The sequence below is a fragment of the Exiguobacterium sp. s191 genome, from assembly GCF_018618955.1.
GTDB classification, from domain to species: Bacteria; Bacillota; Bacilli; order Exiguobacteriales; family Exiguobacteriaceae; genus Exiguobacterium_A; species Exiguobacterium_A abrahamii.
The window spans coordinates 128,645-144,092 of the sequence record NZ_JACSNC010000003.1 but is presented as its reverse complement, the minus strand read 5'-3'; the positions used below and the strand labels follow the sequence as shown (position 1 = coordinate 144,092).

Sequence of the window (15,448 nt, the reverse complement as noted above, 5' to 3'; positions counted from 1 at the left end):
AGTAATAATTACATCTGTAATTACCCGTAATTAAATATCATCAATCGTCCGAGCATCTTTATGGCGTAACGAATTCGGAGGTGCTAAGATGCTTAAGTTAACGAAATTACAAAGGAGGCTTTCCGATGATCGCCATCGAAGCAAAATTAGAAGTACAACCAGCAAAACGAGAAGAGTTTTTAGCAGCAACAAAAACGTTAGTAGAAGCATCACGTGCTGAAGCTGGAAACATTGGCTACGACTTGTTCCAAAGCACAGAAGACGAAAATGTCTTCATGATGATTGAAAAATGGGAAGACCAAGCTGCAATCGAAGCACACAACACGAGTACTCATTTCGGACAGTTCGTTGCGTTTGCACAAACGGCTCTCGCTAAACCATTAGACGTTCAATCGTTCCAAGCATAATCATAAGCGATTGACGAGACACATAAGGAAGGTATTCTAGGTTCGTGACCTAGCATATCTTCCTTTTTTTGTTTCATGCGACATGATCGGTTAAAGCCTTTATTTAAGTTAGAAGTATTCCACTTTTCTTTTACAATCGTATGACATTTCACTGAAACTGTTAGTTTTTCCCTGATTAGGGCATTATTCTTATAAAGACACAAAAAGGAGGCTTTTATCATGAATGAACGAACGAATGCACCAGAGTCGAAGCGATCATTCTTCAAGATGCCTCATACATATGCCATCATCATGGCAATTCTCATCATCTCAGTCATCTTGACGTATACACTTCCAGCAGGACAATTCGATCGTGAAAAGCAAGACGGACAGACTGTCGTCATCGATGGTACATATCGCGCGGTAGAGTCTGCGCCTGTCAATCTCTTTGGTTTATTTGAAGCAATTCCGCAAGGCATGGAAGCGGGTGCTGCGATCATTTTTTACATTTTCTTAGTTGGTGGTGTCTTCGGTATCATTCGTCAAACCGGTGCTATTGAAGCGGGAATCAATCAATTAATCCGTCGATTTGGTCAAAAAGGGCACATCATGATTCCGATGACGATGTTCGTCTTTTCAATTGCCGGAGCAACGATTGGTATGGCAGAAGAAACAATCATCTTCGTGCCAATTGGGATCATGTTAGCACGTGCCCTTGGATATGATGCGATGACAGGAGCCGCGATTGTCAGTCTAGGGGCGGCGGTTGGTTTTGCCGGTGGGATGTTGAATCCGTTTACGGTAGGTGTCGCTCAATCAATTGCGGAAGTACCGCTCTTTAGTGGTCTCGGTTATCGAACGGCTGTTTATATCGTATTTTTAGCGGTGACGATTCTTTATGTGATGAACTACGCACGGAAAGTTAAACATGATCCGGCGCGCAGTCTTGTTTATGATCTCGAACAACGTCGTTCGGAAGAAGCAGCGACGACGATTTCAAGCTTTTCGAAACGTCATGCCTTTGTTTTACTGGTTTTAATCGGTGGCATTACGCTCAATGTGATCGGAATCTTTGAGTGGGGCTGGTATTTGACGGAATTAACCGCATCCTTCTTGATCATCGGGATGATTGCGGGAATCGTTACGCTTGGTGTGAACGGTACGTTCGAGAGTTTGATTGACGGCGCAAAAGCCGTGACGTTCGGCGCCTTGATTGTTGGATTTGCTCGAGCAATCGTCGTCATTCTCGAAGAAGGACGTGTTATCGATACGGTCATTTACGGCTTATCGAATGCCGTAGGACATTTACCGACGTTCTTTGCCGTCATCGGGATGTACGCCGTGCAATTGATTACAAACTTCTTCATTCCATCCGGGAGTGGACAAGCGGCGACGACGATGCCCATCATGGCACCATTGTCGGATTTACTCGGGATCGAGCGTCAAGTGGCTGTCTTAGCATTCCAATATGGAGATGGACTGACGAACATGATTTTCCCGACGAGCGCGCATTTGATGGCATTTCTCGCAATCGCAGGCATTCCGTATGAGCAATGGTTACGCTTCGTCTGGAAACTCTTCGCGATTTGGATTGCCTTGGCATGTGCTGCCTTATTACTTGCCGTAACGCTTGGTATTCAATGAAGTCGACCTTTCGGACATCTGTCCGGAAGGTTTTTCAGTTGCAGGAATCGGGAAGCGTTATCACGAACGGAATAGGTAATGACTAAAGGGGGAACTGAAGTGACATATTCAATCGTTGGGTATTGTGAAAAAGAACAAGCGTGGGGTGTTGCCGTTCAGTCGAAGTTTTTAGCGGTCGGGAGTGCCGTACCATTTGCGAAGGCAGGAGTGGGTGCGGTAGCGACACAGTCGTTTGCAAACACGACGTATGGTCCTGAAGGATTGCGGATGATCGAACAAGGCGCTTCAGCGGACGAGGTGTTACGTCGATTGACGGAAGCAGATGAAGGACGAGCGGATCGCCAGGTCGGGATCATCGATGCGAATGGCAAGAGTGCGACATTCACGGGTGAGGGATGTAACGACTGGGCAGGTGGGATTGCCGGTAAACACTTTGCAGCGCAAGGGAATATTCTTGTAGACGGTAATACGGTGAAAGAGATGGCACGTGTCTTTGAATCAACGCAAGGTCCGCTTGCAGAACGTTTATTGCGTGCGTTAGCAGCTGGTCAAGCAGCAGGCGGGGACTCACGCGGAATGCAGTCAGCGGCACTGCTCGTCGTCAAGGAGGGTGGCGGATACGGTGGATTCAACGACCGTTATATTGATTTACGCGTTGACGATCATCCGAGTCCGATTGAAGAGCTCGAACGCATCTATCAACTGCATACCCTTTATCTACAACCGAGTAAGCCGGAAGAAATCAAGCCGATCGATGATGTCTTAGAGTCAGAGTTGATGGATAAATTATTAGCGCTTGGCTATCGCGGTGATTTCGAAGACGCGTTCCGGACATATCTGCATACGGAAAACTTCGAGATGCGCGAACAAGCGGATCGTGCGATTGATACACGTGTCCTCGCATATATCCGGTCACAATGAAAACGACGAGTTTAACTCAAAAAAAGAATGATTCGTCTTTTCACGCCCTTTCCTCAGGCGAAACACAAGCCAGTTTTCCTGCTTCATTCAAGCAGGAAAGCGGGTCTTGTTTGTCTCTGACAGCGCAAAAATGCGCTTTTTCCTGTAGGAGTGGCGTGTAACGAGTCATTCTTCTTTTTACGAGATAAGGGTGGCAGATCATGAATCTGCCACCCTTATCTTTGTATAGACTGACTTATAAGTCGGCCCCGTCATTTTGTTCATACTTGTGTCGACTGGGCGCGAATCGGTACTTTGAATCCGGTCGCGATGAATCGTTCCATTTCCGGTTCCGATTTAGCGTTCAAGCCAACTGTTCCGTCTCCTTTTAATGCCACGTTCGTCAACTTGATACGCGTGATGTCTGGACCGATCGTAATCCCGTGTTTGGCTGAATCCTCGATGCGGATATCACGAAGGCGTACATCCTCAGCTCCGTTTTCTCCCCCAAAGATTTGGATGTCCGTTTTCGCTTGACGGAATCCGCTCATCTTCAACTGACTGATCGTGACGTTCTGAGCCTTATATTGAATCCCGATCATCGGTTGTTCTTGATAGTCATAATACGGATCACCGAGCACCGTAAAATCATGTATGACGACATTACGATAAGCGGAAACGACGAGTGCGCGCGGTTTTGAATTCGCATATAACTCCGTATACTGAGGAGTTTGAGCGATTAAACGCGTTGCGATGATATTATAAGCCGTTTGAGATGTCGGATCAGTCGCTTGATGGTGACCAATGTGTCGGAAGTTAAAGGCGCGATGATCATCAATCGATAGGTGTCCGACGATTTTGACGGTTGAGGCAGCAGAAGAGGTCGCATGTGCCTTGATCTCAAGTCCACCGAAACAACGACTTGTTGCGTTGTTGAACAACCAAACGTCGCGTGATCCATCATCGATTTCAATACCATTTGAATTCGAGAAACCTTCTGCATGAGCACGTCCACTTGGGTCATGCATGAAGCAGTTCGAGATGAAAAGATGATCACTATGGTGCGTCGTGATTCCGTCATCGCCGAATCCAGAGCCGGTCAATCCGTCAAACCAGATGAATGAACTACTTAAGTTTGCTCGAGCTCCGTCTCCATTGTAATTGTAATACGGTGTCGAAATATCAAAACAGTGAAGTCCCGGGTTGACGGCCTCGACATCAAAGACCCAGCCATAGGTGACATGCGCATACGTAAGACAACTGGAGTGGTTGCCCCATGTGCTACTTTTTTTCGCGTCACCGATTCGTTTAATGTTCCAATCGAGCGTCATTTTCTCGACGAGTAGATGATGATTACCGAGAAGATAATTTTGATTCGTCACGAGACGTCGTCCTTTTGGTGCATCATCGTGCATCTTTAAAATTGTCTTCCCTTTACCGGCTCCTGTTAAAATCGTATAACTAGGCAAACGAATCCCTCGAACGATGTACGTACCGGCCGGAACATGGACTTGTCGATGTCCATCACCGAGTGCGTCGATGAATGCTTGTGTATCATCCGTCTGTCCATCACCGACTGCGCCAAAAGCAGTGACATCGACAGTTTCGACATCGCTGATCAAACGTTCGAACTCATGATTGAGACGACCGAACCAACTCGGTCGAATCTCATCGCGTGGTGTCACGAAAGCGGGTGTCAGCGGTAGAATATGTTTATCACGGTTCGTCAAAAATAATGGCGAGATCATCGAACGAAGCGTTCGACTGAGGTTAGGATTGCGTCGTGGTGCGACGAATGGACTATCGTGTAGCAGTTGTTCCGCTTGTCGAACTGCTTGTTCGTTGGTTGACGTTTCAACGTATTCCTGAATCAACGCCGCATTTTGATACGGATCATGCGTGTGATCGAGTTTTAACATGAAATGGTTCCCCTCTCTGAATAGGTCTGTCTACCTTTTCCCCTCTCCTTACACAATCATTCCTCGTTTTAATACATCCATAAAAATACACAAAAATTTTTAAAATGGATTATAATGGATTTTAAAAGAGGAGGTCTTCTGATGTCACTTCGCAAACGACTCGTAATTGGTATCGGATTGATTTTGCTGCTATTAGGGATCGGTAAGCCACTGACAGAAGTAGCTATCCAAGCATTGAAGCCAAAAGTGGTTCAGCCGTCTGGAATCGAAACAAATAGATCGTGTAAACCGAACTGCAAGAAAAAAGGCGAATTGTTAAACATTCGATTTCTTTCGTGGTTACCTAAAAAGAAAATGAAGAATGATGAAGATTTACGTGCTTGGGATACGAAGGAAAAGCCGAAGAAGCAGAAAGACCTCAAACCGAAAAAGAAAAAGAATAAGATCTTCACTATAGGAGTTGAAAATGCTAAGCGAGGTACGAATGAAAAAGGGGGATCTTCCTCATCGATCTTACTGATGAGCCTGCTTGTTTTACCTCTATTCATCATAAGCTATATCGTTTGGCGGAAACGTCGAAAGACCAAGAAACAGGGTGAGGACTCGATCAGAACTGACACCCCGTTACAGTCCTTAGACAACGACTTTGTTATAAAAAAGAACTCGATCGAGCTACCAGATGCCTGGATTCGCAAACAGCTTATCCAGTTCAATCAGATTCTCCCGGTCCGTTTACAGCGACATGATACAGAGACGTTTCAGGAATGGTGCCTGCGAATTGGATTTCAACCTTCCCATCGCTTAACAAAAGCCTATCTTCTAGAACGATACACAGAACGATCTTTTGCGATATCGGAGATGGATAAACAAACGATTCAGGGAGAATTCGGAGCCTTCGTCCATCAGTTCGATTGAAACCTTTTGAACAAGATGACGTAAATGAAACAGGAAAGGGGAGATGATGATGTACCTAGCAGATGCTGTGAAATTAAAGAGTATTTTGAGGAAACAACTCGATCAGCTAATCGAAGAAATGGAGCGCGTAGCGTTCATTGATTTAGAAAAGGGAGAAGCACTCCCGACGCAACAAGGACGAACGATAACTGACGTAGAAGCCGCAATGGACATTGTGCGTTACGACATGCGGGTCTTAGATCGTCTCGTTTATGCAGCGAATTTAAACACCGTGATCGCGACGGATGAAGGAGACATGCCGCTCGTCGAAGCGATCGAGTGGGCTACCCAATTACGGGCAAAGGCACAAAATTACCAGATGCTTGCGAGTCGACCGAAACGTGAGTTCCAATACGGATTCGAAGGAACGACGGTCATTCGTCATGCCTTGTTTGATCCAGATGCCTATCGTTTAAAAGCGGAGGAAGTGGAACGACGAGCACACAAAGTATCGAATGCAATCAATGCCGCGAACTACCAGACGACGATCGATTTTGATGGTGGACGTTACATGTAATTCCTTGGCGTGGTGAGACTCCGCGTCAAGGGGAGGGGACGGACCTCAATTTTCCTCTGTGGAGAAGAAATGGCGACGGCAAACCGATGACCACGAACCATTGACAGATTGACCTGTTACCTTTGACCACCTATGGAACCCTGATGCTTTTTCCGTCCCCGCTCCCTGTCGTTTCTTTGAGAAACGGCAGGGATTTTTAGTGTGTCGATGGAAACAACAGGGTATAGAGAAGCACAAGCGAAAGGAGAGAGATCATGGAACACACTTTTTCAGCATTCGTCGTTCGCGAAGTCGATGGATCATACGAGGGGAATATCGAGACAAAGCACGTCGATGATTTACCAGAAGGAGATATCCTGATTCGTGTCACACACTCATGCGTCAACTATAAGGATGCTTTATCGATGTCGGGTAATCGTGGGGTGACGAAATCCTATCCTCATACCCCGGGCGTTGACGCAGCAGGATACATCGAACAAACGACAGATGAACGATTTCATATCGGTCAAGCCGTCGTCGTCAATGGCTTTGATTTCGGGATGAACACTTCAGGCGGATTTCAAGAATACATACGCGTACCAGCCGATTGGGTGACGCTACTCCCAGAATCCATTCGTCCATTAGAAGCGATGCAATATGGAACGGCCGGATTGACGGCAGCGCAATCGGTTGATGAATTGTTGCGAATCGTCTCGAAGGATGCAGGACCGATCCTCGTGACGGGAGCGACAGGTGGGGTTGGTACGATTGCGATTTCTTTACTGATTCGATTAGGATACACGGTACATGCTGTGACCGGAAAACGAGTAGAACAAGAACGATTGCTCAAAAAAGGGGTGGCTAAGGTACTAGACCGCACGACATTCCTAGAAGAAACCGATCGTCCTCTAAAAAAAGGGCTTTATGCCGGTGTCATTGATACGGTCGGGGGACCATTGCTCGCGTCCGTCATTCGCTTCGTGCAATATGGTGGTGTCGTCACGACGTGTGGGAACGTCGGTGGAGCAGAAATGACGTTGACAGTCTATCCCTTCATCTTACGTGGTGTCCGCTTGATCGGCATCGATGCGGTGCAAACACCAATCGCCTATCGCGAAGAGCTATGGCAACGTTTAGCGAGTGACTGGCAGGTCGATCTTGCGTCAGAAGTCGATATCAAAACACTAAACGATTTACCTGAAATTACAGAAGCCTTGCTGACTTCACGTCATCGTGGTCGAACTGTCATCGAAATTTAAATATTTCGAGTAAACATTGGTGGTATAGTGGGGAAAAACTGTGTCGACTTTTTCAGGAGGAACCATACATGAGTGAACACCAACAAGAACAAGAACGACAGTCTCGACAAGAAAGACGGAAACAAAAACGCAATCGTCGAGGGATTGCTTTCGGAGGTATTTTAGCAACGCTTTTCATCGTCGGTGGTTGGTTATACATGTTGACGAACAACGACGCTTCTCAAGCAACATCGACGCTCGAGAAGCCGAAAACGACCGATCAAGCAACACAAAACGAAGAGTCAAAGAAGAAAACAGCAGCAACGGATGATAAAAAAGAAGCGAAAAAAGAAAAGAAGAAAGCAAAGAAAAAAGCAGCAGAGTATGCGCAAGCGGCTTGGGTGACGCGTCCGTTCGCGAACGTTTACGGTGATGCGAATCGTAGTAGTGTCATCTACAAAGCAGATTTAGGTGATGTTTATGAGGTACTGGATGCAAAGGACGGCATGGTCCATCTCAAACTCAATGACAGCATCGAAGGATACTTACCGGAAAGTGATGTTCGTTTGGAAGCACCAAAAGGGACGTCAGACGAAGCCGTTCTTGCGGCGCTCTCGCAAGCAGTCGCTAATCAACCGATTGACAAGCCGGAGCAGTATCTCGGAAAACCGATTGCTGAATTCGAAGCGAAGTATGGTGCTGTTGGTAATACACAACAGGATGCCGTCAATACGTATTACTTCTCGAATGCTGGATATCTGCTTGTCGTCTCGGACGGAATCATTGAAGCGATTGACTGGACGAATGCTTCGACTGGTGGATTATCGACACTGGGTGAACCTGTCGTCGATACGAGCTATGGTACGTGGTACGAGGGAGAATCCTTACAACTAAAAGTGTTCCCGGATAACGGAAAGATGCGTTTACGTCTTGCGCGTGATCCTGGACAAGAATGAATGAACGGCGAATTCGCTTCAAGCGAATTCGTCTTTTTTTGCGCAAAAAACCTCCCGAGTCCGACACTCGGGAGGAAATATGAAAATCCTTTGGGAGGAGATTTTCTTAGTAGACGCCTACTGCATCAAATGATTTCGCTGCAGCTGTTGCTTCTGCACTTGTTGAACCGTAAAGGTCTTTCGCCGATTGAACGACTGCTGCACGGAGTGAGCTGAAGTTCGAGTTCGGAGTCAAGTACACGTTGAGAGCACGGTAGTAGATCGCACCGAGTTTCGGCACGCCGATTCCTGTGACAGATACGTTGTAGAACGTTCCACCGTTACCGAGGAGGTAAGCGGCTTTGTTGATGATACCAGAGTTGATGTGGACACCACCGTTATCTTGTGTACCTGTGTAACGTTTAGAGTAGTGATCTGGATCACCGTAAGCTGCTGGGTTCGACATCGAGCGGAGTGCGTCACCGCTGACTCCTGGTGTGTAGATGTCTTCTCCTACGAGCCAGTCGAAGTTCGATCCGACTGAGTATTCAGCAACCGTACCCATGATATCTGAAACGGCTTCGTTGATCGCACCAGATTCGTTTTGGTATACGAGACCAGCTGTGTATTCTGTGACAGCGTGCGTCAATTCGTGTGCAACGACGTCGAGTGCGCCAGAGAGGTATGTGAACGTTGAACCATCACCGTCACCGTATACCATCTTCGTGCCATCCCAGAATGCATTGTTGTAGCTCGTTGAATAGTGAACCGTTGAGTTCAGAGCAGCACCTGCATTGTCGTAACTGTTGCGACCATATGTGTTCTTGTAGAAGTCATATGTTTTAGCAGCGTTGACGTGCGCACTGACAGCTGCGCGGTCATATGTCGTATTGAATTGGTTATCGAGATCAGCCCAGAGTGATCCTGGGAGAGTGTTACGGTTTTTCGCGTCATATGTGTAGATTCCTTTACCGCGTGTTGAATCTTGAAGATAGTAATACGAACCACTTTTCACTGTGTTGAATGTCGCGCTTGTCCCAAGAACCGTTGTTCCCGTACCGACAGCGTTTGTACCTGTTACAGTGTTGACTGGCTTTGCATGTGCGAGTTGGTCATATTTATTAAGTACTTTACCTGAGTTCGCATCGATGAAGTAAGTCCAACGTGATGGCTCTTTGCCCGCGAGGACTGTCGATGTGACTTTGTATGCATAGACAGCATCATCTTTTACTGGATAGATGACGAGTTCTGCTTTTGGAGCGACTTCGAATTTAGAAGCCTTGATTGCTTTTTGATAAAGTTTGATGGCTTTCTTTTCAGAGAGCGTTGCTTTTTTCGCGAGACCTGGTTTTCCTTTGACGTTGATTGCATCGTTTACGACTGCTTTCAAAGTACCGTCTTTCGCGACGTTCCCGACGACGACACTACCAAAGACAGGGACGCCATCCACTTCTTGTTGGAGACGTACGATCTGTGAAGATCCGTCTTTTTCGACGTTCTGAACAGCAAAGTCACCTTTTTTGTTCACGAAATCTTTAACGATCGTTGCAGCTGGTTCTGACGAAGCTTTCGTGAGCTTACCAGACTGAAGACCTTCTGCACCTACTACCGTAGGAACGACAAGTACACTTGCGACAAGCGATGTAGCGAGAAACTTTTTCAAAATAAATCGCCTCCTTGTTTGGGTTGAGTCTAACTATGCCAAAGAATCAGAGAAGCGAGAATAAGTCATTCGAATTAAATAGAATTTTCTGAATATAGTCCGTAGTACCTGTACTGAATTATTAAGTGTAAAAGATATTTCAAGACAAAAAAAGAACCATTCAAGAGAATGGTTCAGCGAATGCGTTGGTAGAGATGATGGACGTCATCTCGTGTCTCATCAATCTTAAAGTCATGTGGATCAAGCTCGATTCCTTGTTTTGAAGCGAAGCGTTGAATTTTCTCGAACGATTTCCAAATTTCGATATCCGGTCCTTCGTGCTTCCAAAAGACATAACGCGCAGCAGGAATCCGATGCCCTTTCATACCTTTAGGAATCTGTTCAAGCGACGAGACGGGATACCCGACACATTGCGAATATTTGGTTCCGTTTCGTTCGAGCGAGATATCGAGCGGATAGCTGTCCAGCTTTGCAGGGATCTCATGCGAACGTCTTGAAAATTCACGCCAGAGTTCCGGCATCAATGTATGCAACTCGTTCTCTTCACACGTCAGTCCAAGTCCAACAAAATAAAATTCATGGCGTTCAACGATTTTTGGATGCATCAGAAACTCCCTTCCTTCTTATGACACGTCCTCGACGGGCGAACGCTTCAAATCTAGAAATAGACGCGTAAAGGTGGCGTCCCATTGTGTACCCATACCTTCTTCTAAAATCGACAAGGCTTTTTCTGCGGACATTCCCTTACGATAAGGACGGTCGGATGTCATCGCATCATAGGCGTCAGCAATCGCCATGATTCGACCGAAGAGTGGAATGTCCTCTCCTACGAGACCTTCCGGATACCCCTTTCCGTCATAGCGTTCGTGATGGTACTTTACCCCAGGAAGAATCGGTTGTAACGTCTTTGGTAACTGAACTTGCGATAGAATGTGCACACCGATGACTGGATGTTGCTGAATGACCTGAAATTCTTCGTCTGTGAGACGTCCTTCTTTCAATAACACATCGTCTCGAATCCCAATTTTTCCGATGTCATGTAACAGCGCGGATTTACGTAACAGTTCGATTTGTTCGTTCGGTAGATTGGCAGCGGTAGCGATTTCGACTGAATAGGCAGCGACACGAACGGAATGACCGGCTGTGTAAGGATCGCGGGCATCTAGTGTCGCAGCGAACAAGGTAAACAAACTATCGAGTAACTGTTCGTTTTCCGCATCACGCTTTTTGATACCTTCCATCATCAAGTTAAAACCAGAAACGAGATGGGAGAACTCGTCTGAATACGGATTCGGTAACGAGACGAGTCGATTGCTTTCGACATCTTGAATCCCTTGTTGCAGGGTAGCGATTGGTTTACGGATGTTTTCATAGAGAAGAAGACTACAAAACGTCGCAACGGATAAGATGACGATTAAAATGAGTGTCGCCCAACTCCAGTAAGAGCGAAGGCTCTCATTTTCAGTTAACTGGACAGCTGAGGCGAGAACGAACAGCATGATCGGGAAAACACCGATGATGAGTATGCTGATGAGCATTTTTTGTCTTAGCGTGACAACTGTCGTTTTTTTAGGAAAATCAAATCCATGTTCAAAAGCGGACTTCTCTAACGTCAGAAGCATGTGCTCCGTGACACGATAAGTGAGAAAAAACTCAATCAGCGCATGCAGAATGGCGACGAGGACCGCACCAAAACAAGCAAGACCAATCAAATAGTACGGCATCTGTAACCATCCTTGTGAGATCGCTAGTGCTGTCAGAAGTGAAGCGGGAACAGAAAGTCCTAAAAAATGAGGTCCCATGATGCGCTGGACAGTCAGTACCGGAAAACGATGTACCGTTTGATAAGCCTCCTGAAACGAGACGAGAGACGGAATATCGTTTTGGAAGAAACGACGTAAAGGGTGAATATGTCGCGAATAGACTGTATATTCGAGTAAAAACATCAGACTGACAGATACAGCCATGAGTCCCATCAACATCAATTGTTCGGTTCTAGTGAAGGTAAGGGTCTCAAAAATAAACAGACATCCGACGCCGAAGACAGCGACGAATGAACCGATTAGATAGTTCCTTAGTAAGTGACGTTCAAAACGTTGTAAAGCGCTCATTGTATCCTCCCTTAAGTGAATTAGAGTGCTTTCAGCGTACCTTTTCACGATACAGAGGGGTATCTTGATTTTTATAAAAAAAGTAAGTGATTTTTTGAAAAACTAATTATTTTAAATTCCAAAAAATAGGTCTGGTCGAAAAGACCCAATTGTCTTAAAAGTGATTGATTAACGAAATAAAATAATCTATGATTTGAATATTCAGAAAAGTATAGTAATCACATGCTTTTCACTATTACATAGGGGGTCAATTCACGTGGGAAAAAAGAAACAGCTTAGCCTAGCCGTTCTATCTGGAATTACGGCAGCTGCATTTGCTGTTGGTCCGGTCTTACCTGGTGGGCAGGTAACGTCCGTACAAGCAGCAGAAAAAGTAGCACCTGGTGCACCGATGGATTTGAACACGGTCGATCAGGATCGATTAGCAAAAGTGCTTGAAAAACGTGGGGTCATCTCAAAAGCAGCTTCAGCAGAAGCAAAACAAAAAGCCGTTCAAAAGTATCTGGACAAAAAGGCGAACGGAAAACCGGCCGTCGATCATGACCACGATCATGAATCAAGTAAAGAAGCCGCGTTTGATAAGAAAACAAAAGACTTCTTAACAAAACAAAAGGAACAACTTGCTAAACAATTAAAGAAAAAACACGACAACTACAAAAAAGGTAATCCGAATGGCTTCGTCAAAGTGGATAAAGCAAAGCAGGCAGCCTATAACGGTGCGACACGGACGGACAAAGTCCTCGTCCTTCTCGTCGAGTACAGCGACTTCAAGCACAACAACGTCGTTCAAGAGCCTGGATATATGTATTCAGATGACTTCAACCAAAAACATTATCAAGATTTAATGTTTGGTGATCAAGAGTTCGAACTCTTCAACGGAGACAAAGTAAAAACGTTCAAACAGTTCTATGAAGAACAATCAGGTGGTAGTTACTCGGTAGATGGTACAGTGTCCAATTGGTTGACTGTTCCTGGAACAGCAAAAGATTATGGTTCGGATAATCCTGCAGGTGGAAACGATAACTTACCTGGCGCAAAAGGACCACGTGGTCTCGTCAAGGATTCCTTGAATGCAGCTGTTAAAGCCGGCATTAACTTAGCAGATTACGATAAGTTCGACCAGTACGATATGGACGGCGATGGCGACTTGAATGAGCCAGATGGTCTCGTCGATCACTTGATGATCATTCATGCTGGTACAGGACAAGAAGCAGGCGGCGGTAAGCTCGGTGACGACGCGATCTGGTCACACCGCTGGACACTTGGTAGCGTGTATCCTGTAGCGGATACGACGGCAAGCGTCAATTACTGGGGCGGAAAAATGGCTGCTTATGATTACACAGTTCAACCAGAAGATGGCGCAGTCGGCGTCTTCGCGCACGAATTTGGTCATGATCTTGGACTTCCTGATGAGTACGATACACAGTACACAGGTCAAGGTGAACCAGTTGCATCTTGGTCCATCATGAGTGGTGGTAGCTGGAATGGTAACATCGCCGGAACAGAACCAACAAGTTTCTCGCCACAAAACAAAGAGTTCTTCCAAAACGTGATGGGTGGAAACTGGGCGAACATCCAACAGATTGATTTTGATTCACTCACTAAGGCAGGAACGGCATCGTACCTCGACCAGAGTGTCACGAAATCAAAAAATCCAGGAATCATCAAAGTCAACTTACCGAAAAAACCGGTAAAAGGTATCACGCCGGCTTACGGTAAGAAGTATTACTACAGTACGAAAGGTGACGATCTTCATACGTCGATGACTTCACCAGAGTTCGATTTGACGAATGCAAAAGAAGCGAAGTTCGACTTCAAAGCCTTTTACGATGTTGAATTTGATTACGATTACTTGACAGTCACAGCTACTGCTGACGGTCAATCGAAAGTCATCGATAAAATCGGTGATCAAGATACAGACGGTGATCAGCGTGCCGAATCAACAAAAGGAGCATGGGTCGATAAATCATATGACCTGAGCGAATTTGCGGGTAAAAAAGTCACGTTGAAATTTGAATACGTGACAGATGGTGGACTTGCACTAGACGGATTTGCACTTGATAACGCGAAGTTGACAGTTGACGGTAAAGTCGTCTTTGAAGATGATGCAGAGGGTACTCCTAAGTTCACTCTAGATGGTTTCGTTGCTTCAGACGGTTTCTCTTATGCCGATAACGCGTACTACCTCGAATGGCGTAACTATGCAGGCTCGGATAAAGCACTCGAGCATGCACGAGGCGTTAAGTACAACACAGGTCTTGTCGTCTGGTATGGCGATTCAAGCTTCAACGATAACTGGGTTGGCGTACACCCAGGTGAAGGATTCCTCGGAGTCGTCGACTCACATCCTGAAGCAATCGTTGGAACACTCAACGGTAAGCCGGTTACGACAGGAAGCACACGTTACCAGATCGCAGATGCTGCTTTCAGTTATGATAAAGCACCTGCATGGTTGATCGACTCCCCATCACGTGGACTCTATGACTACAAAGGTCTTCCAGGTGTGACGAAGTTCGATGATTCGAAATCGTACATCAACCAGTTGATTCCGGACGCAGGGAAATTGCTTCCGAACAACGGGCTGAAGATTCAAGTCATCGGTGAAGCGAAAGACAACTCTGCTGGAGCAGTCTGGATCCACCGTTAAAAACAGAAGAACAGGTTCAGTTTCGGCTGAACCTGTTTTTTATTTTAGTTATGTAGAAGAAGTGGAATCAATTGGAAAAAACATTGGTCTGACAACTTGACTTTTAAAGCGCATCCATTCTATACTTACGTTAGCTTAATATTGTTATTGTCATTACGGATTCACATCGTGTCACGAACAATCTTTTCGTTGCTCCATGTATTTCGGGACAATAATGAATTCTTTTCATATGCCCAGCATATGTATTAAGTAATTTATTTTTGGAGGTTGTTCCCATGAACACAGGTAAAGTAAAATGGTTTAACGCAGAAAAAGGTTTCGGTTTCATCGAAGTTGAAGGCGGAGAAGACGTATTCGTACATTTCTCAGCAATCACTGGTGAAGGCTTCAAAACTCTTGACGAAGGTCAAGAAGTTGAGTTCGAAATCACTGAAGGCGCACGTGGAGCACAAGCTGCTAACGTCGTAAAACTTTAATTTCAACTATTCAATCGTCCCTTTTCGGAGGGGCGGTTTTTTATTAGACTAATATCTTGAATTCAAGATAAATGTGAGA

13 protein-coding genes are annotated in these 15,448 nt (G+C 45.7%); 9 read left to right on the top strand and 4 right to left on the bottom strand.

Annotation, left to right across the window (positions count from 1 at the left end; all coding sequences use genetic code 11):
* Nucleotides 1-125: 125 nt before the first annotated feature.
* From KNQ09_RS14050 to KNQ09_RS14040, 3 genes are all read left to right on the top strand, one after another.
* A complete protein-coding gene (locus tag KNQ09_RS14050) occupies nt 126-407 on the top strand; it encodes a putative quinol monooxygenase (protein ID WP_064300718.1) in 282 nt (93 codons plus the stop codon).
* A 219-nt stretch (nt 408-626) separates the two neighbouring features.
* Entirely contained in the window at nt 627-2,030 is a 1,404-nt protein-coding gene (locus KNQ09_RS14045; RefSeq protein WP_214858843.1) for a YfcC family protein, read from the top strand.
* Between the two features lie 99 nt (nt 2,031-2,129).
* Nucleotides 2,130-2,951 carry a DUF1028 domain-containing protein gene (locus tag KNQ09_RS14040; protein WP_035395554.1) on the top strand — a complete coding sequence of 274 codons (822 nt, stop codon included), beginning with the start codon at nt 2,130-2,132 and terminating at the stop codon, nt 2,949-2,951.
* Nucleotides 2,952-3,211: 260 nt separating this feature from the next.
* Here KNQ09_RS14040 and KNQ09_RS14035 read toward each other — a convergent pair whose 3' ends face one another.
* Nucleotides 3,212-4,849: a glycoside hydrolase family 55 protein gene (locus tag KNQ09_RS14035; protein WP_214858842.1), complete on the bottom strand. Its 1,638-nt coding sequence runs from the start codon at nt 4,847-4,849 to the stop codon at nt 3,212-3,214.
* A gap of 141 nt (nt 4,850-4,990) precedes the next feature.
* Here KNQ09_RS14035 and KNQ09_RS14030 point away from each other — a divergent pair, with 141 nt between their 5' ends.
* From KNQ09_RS14030 to KNQ09_RS14015, 4 genes are all read left to right on the top strand, one after another.
* The gene (locus tag KNQ09_RS14030; RefSeq protein ID WP_214858841.1) at nt 4,991-5,764 is read left to right on the top strand and encodes a hypothetical protein; all 774 of its coding nucleotides are present in this window, start codon (nt 4,991-4,993) and stop codon (nt 5,762-5,764) included.
* 46 nt (nt 5,765-5,810) lie between these two features.
* Complete coding sequence (locus tag KNQ09_RS14025; RefSeq protein ID WP_251138214.1) at nt 5,811-6,320, top strand: hypothetical protein; 510 nt, start codon at nt 5,811-5,813, stop codon at nt 6,318-6,320.
* Nucleotides 6,321-6,574: 254 nt separating this feature from the next.
* Nucleotides 6,575-7,558 carry a YhdH/YhfP family quinone oxidoreductase gene (locus KNQ09_RS14020; RefSeq protein ID WP_214858840.1) on the top strand — a complete coding sequence of 328 codons (984 nt, stop codon included), beginning with the start codon at nt 6,575-6,577 and terminating at the stop codon, nt 7,556-7,558.
* 68 nt (nt 7,559-7,626) lie between these two features.
* A complete protein-coding gene (locus KNQ09_RS14015; RefSeq protein WP_064300712.1) occupies nt 7,627-8,493 on the top strand; it encodes a hypothetical protein in 867 nt (288 codons plus the stop codon).
* A gap of 106 nt (nt 8,494-8,599) precedes the next feature.
* Here the strand turns inward: KNQ09_RS14015 and KNQ09_RS14010 are convergent, their stop codons facing one another.
* The 3 genes from KNQ09_RS14010 to KNQ09_RS14000 form a co-directional block, all read right to left on the bottom strand.
* Complete coding sequence (locus KNQ09_RS14010; protein ID WP_214858839.1) at nt 8,600-10,135, bottom strand: M4 family metallopeptidase; 1,536 nt, start codon at nt 10,133-10,135, stop codon at nt 8,600-8,602.
* A gap of 173 nt (nt 10,136-10,308) precedes the next feature.
* Nucleotides 10,309-10,740 (bottom strand): GyrI-like domain-containing protein, encoded by a 432-nt coding sequence (locus KNQ09_RS14005; protein WP_050677192.1) that lies wholly within the window; start codon nt 10,738-10,740, stop codon nt 10,309-10,311.
* Nucleotides 10,741-10,758: 18 nt separating this feature from the next.
* Nucleotides 10,759-12,246 (bottom strand): HD domain-containing phosphohydrolase, encoded by a 1,488-nt coding sequence (locus KNQ09_RS14000; RefSeq protein ID WP_214858838.1) that lies wholly within the window; start codon nt 12,244-12,246, stop codon nt 10,759-10,761.
* A 256-nt stretch (nt 12,247-12,502) separates the two neighbouring features.
* Here KNQ09_RS14000 and KNQ09_RS13995 point away from each other — a divergent pair, with 256 nt between their 5' ends.
* Together KNQ09_RS13995 and KNQ09_RS13990 are read left to right on the top strand one after the other, a co-directional pair.
* On the top strand, nt 12,503-14,893 hold the full coding sequence (locus KNQ09_RS13995) for an immune inhibitor A domain-containing protein (RefSeq protein ID WP_214858837.1): 2,391 nt from the start codon (nt 12,503-12,505) through the stop codon (nt 14,891-14,893).
* 275 nt (nt 14,894-15,168) lie between these two features.
* Nucleotides 15,169-15,369 (top strand): cold-shock protein, encoded by a 201-nt coding sequence (locus tag KNQ09_RS13990; RefSeq protein ID WP_023469752.1) that lies wholly within the window; start codon nt 15,169-15,171, stop codon nt 15,367-15,369.
* Nucleotides 15,370-15,448: the final 79 nt, after the last annotated feature.

Coding starts and splice junctions, on each gene's coding strand:
- KNQ09_RS14050 (WP_064300718.1), top strand. CDS start 126: ATGATCGCCATCGAAGCAAAATTAGAAGTACAACCAGCAAAACGAGAA.
- KNQ09_RS14045 (WP_214858843.1), top strand. CDS start 627: ATGAATGAACGAACGAATGCACCAGAGTCGAAGCGATCATTCTTCAAG.
- KNQ09_RS14035 (WP_214858842.1), bottom strand. CDS start 4,849: ATGTTAAAACTCGATCACACGCATGATCCGTATCAAAATGCGGCGTTG.
- KNQ09_RS14030 (WP_214858841.1), top strand. CDS start 4,991: ATGTCACTTCGCAAACGACTCGTAATTGGTATCGGATTGATTTTGCTG.
- KNQ09_RS14025 (WP_251138214.1), top strand. CDS start 5,811: ATGATGTACCTAGCAGATGCTGTGAAATTAAAGAGTATTTTGAGGAAA.
- KNQ09_RS14020 (WP_214858840.1), top strand. CDS start 6,575: ATGGAACACACTTTTTCAGCATTCGTCGTTCGCGAAGTCGATGGATCA.
- KNQ09_RS14015 (WP_064300712.1), top strand. CDS start 7,627: ATGAGTGAACACCAACAAGAACAAGAACGACAGTCTCGACAAGAAAGA.
- KNQ09_RS14005 (WP_050677192.1), bottom strand. CDS start 10,740: ATGCATCCAAAAATCGTTGAACGCCATGAATTTTATTTTGTTGGACTT.
- KNQ09_RS14000 (WP_214858838.1), bottom strand. CDS start 12,246: ATGAGCGCTTTACAACGTTTTGAACGTCACTTACTAAGGAACTATCTA.
- KNQ09_RS13990 (WP_023469752.1), top strand. CDS start 15,169: ATGAACACAGGTAAAGTAAAATGGTTTAACGCAGAAAAAGGTTTCGGT.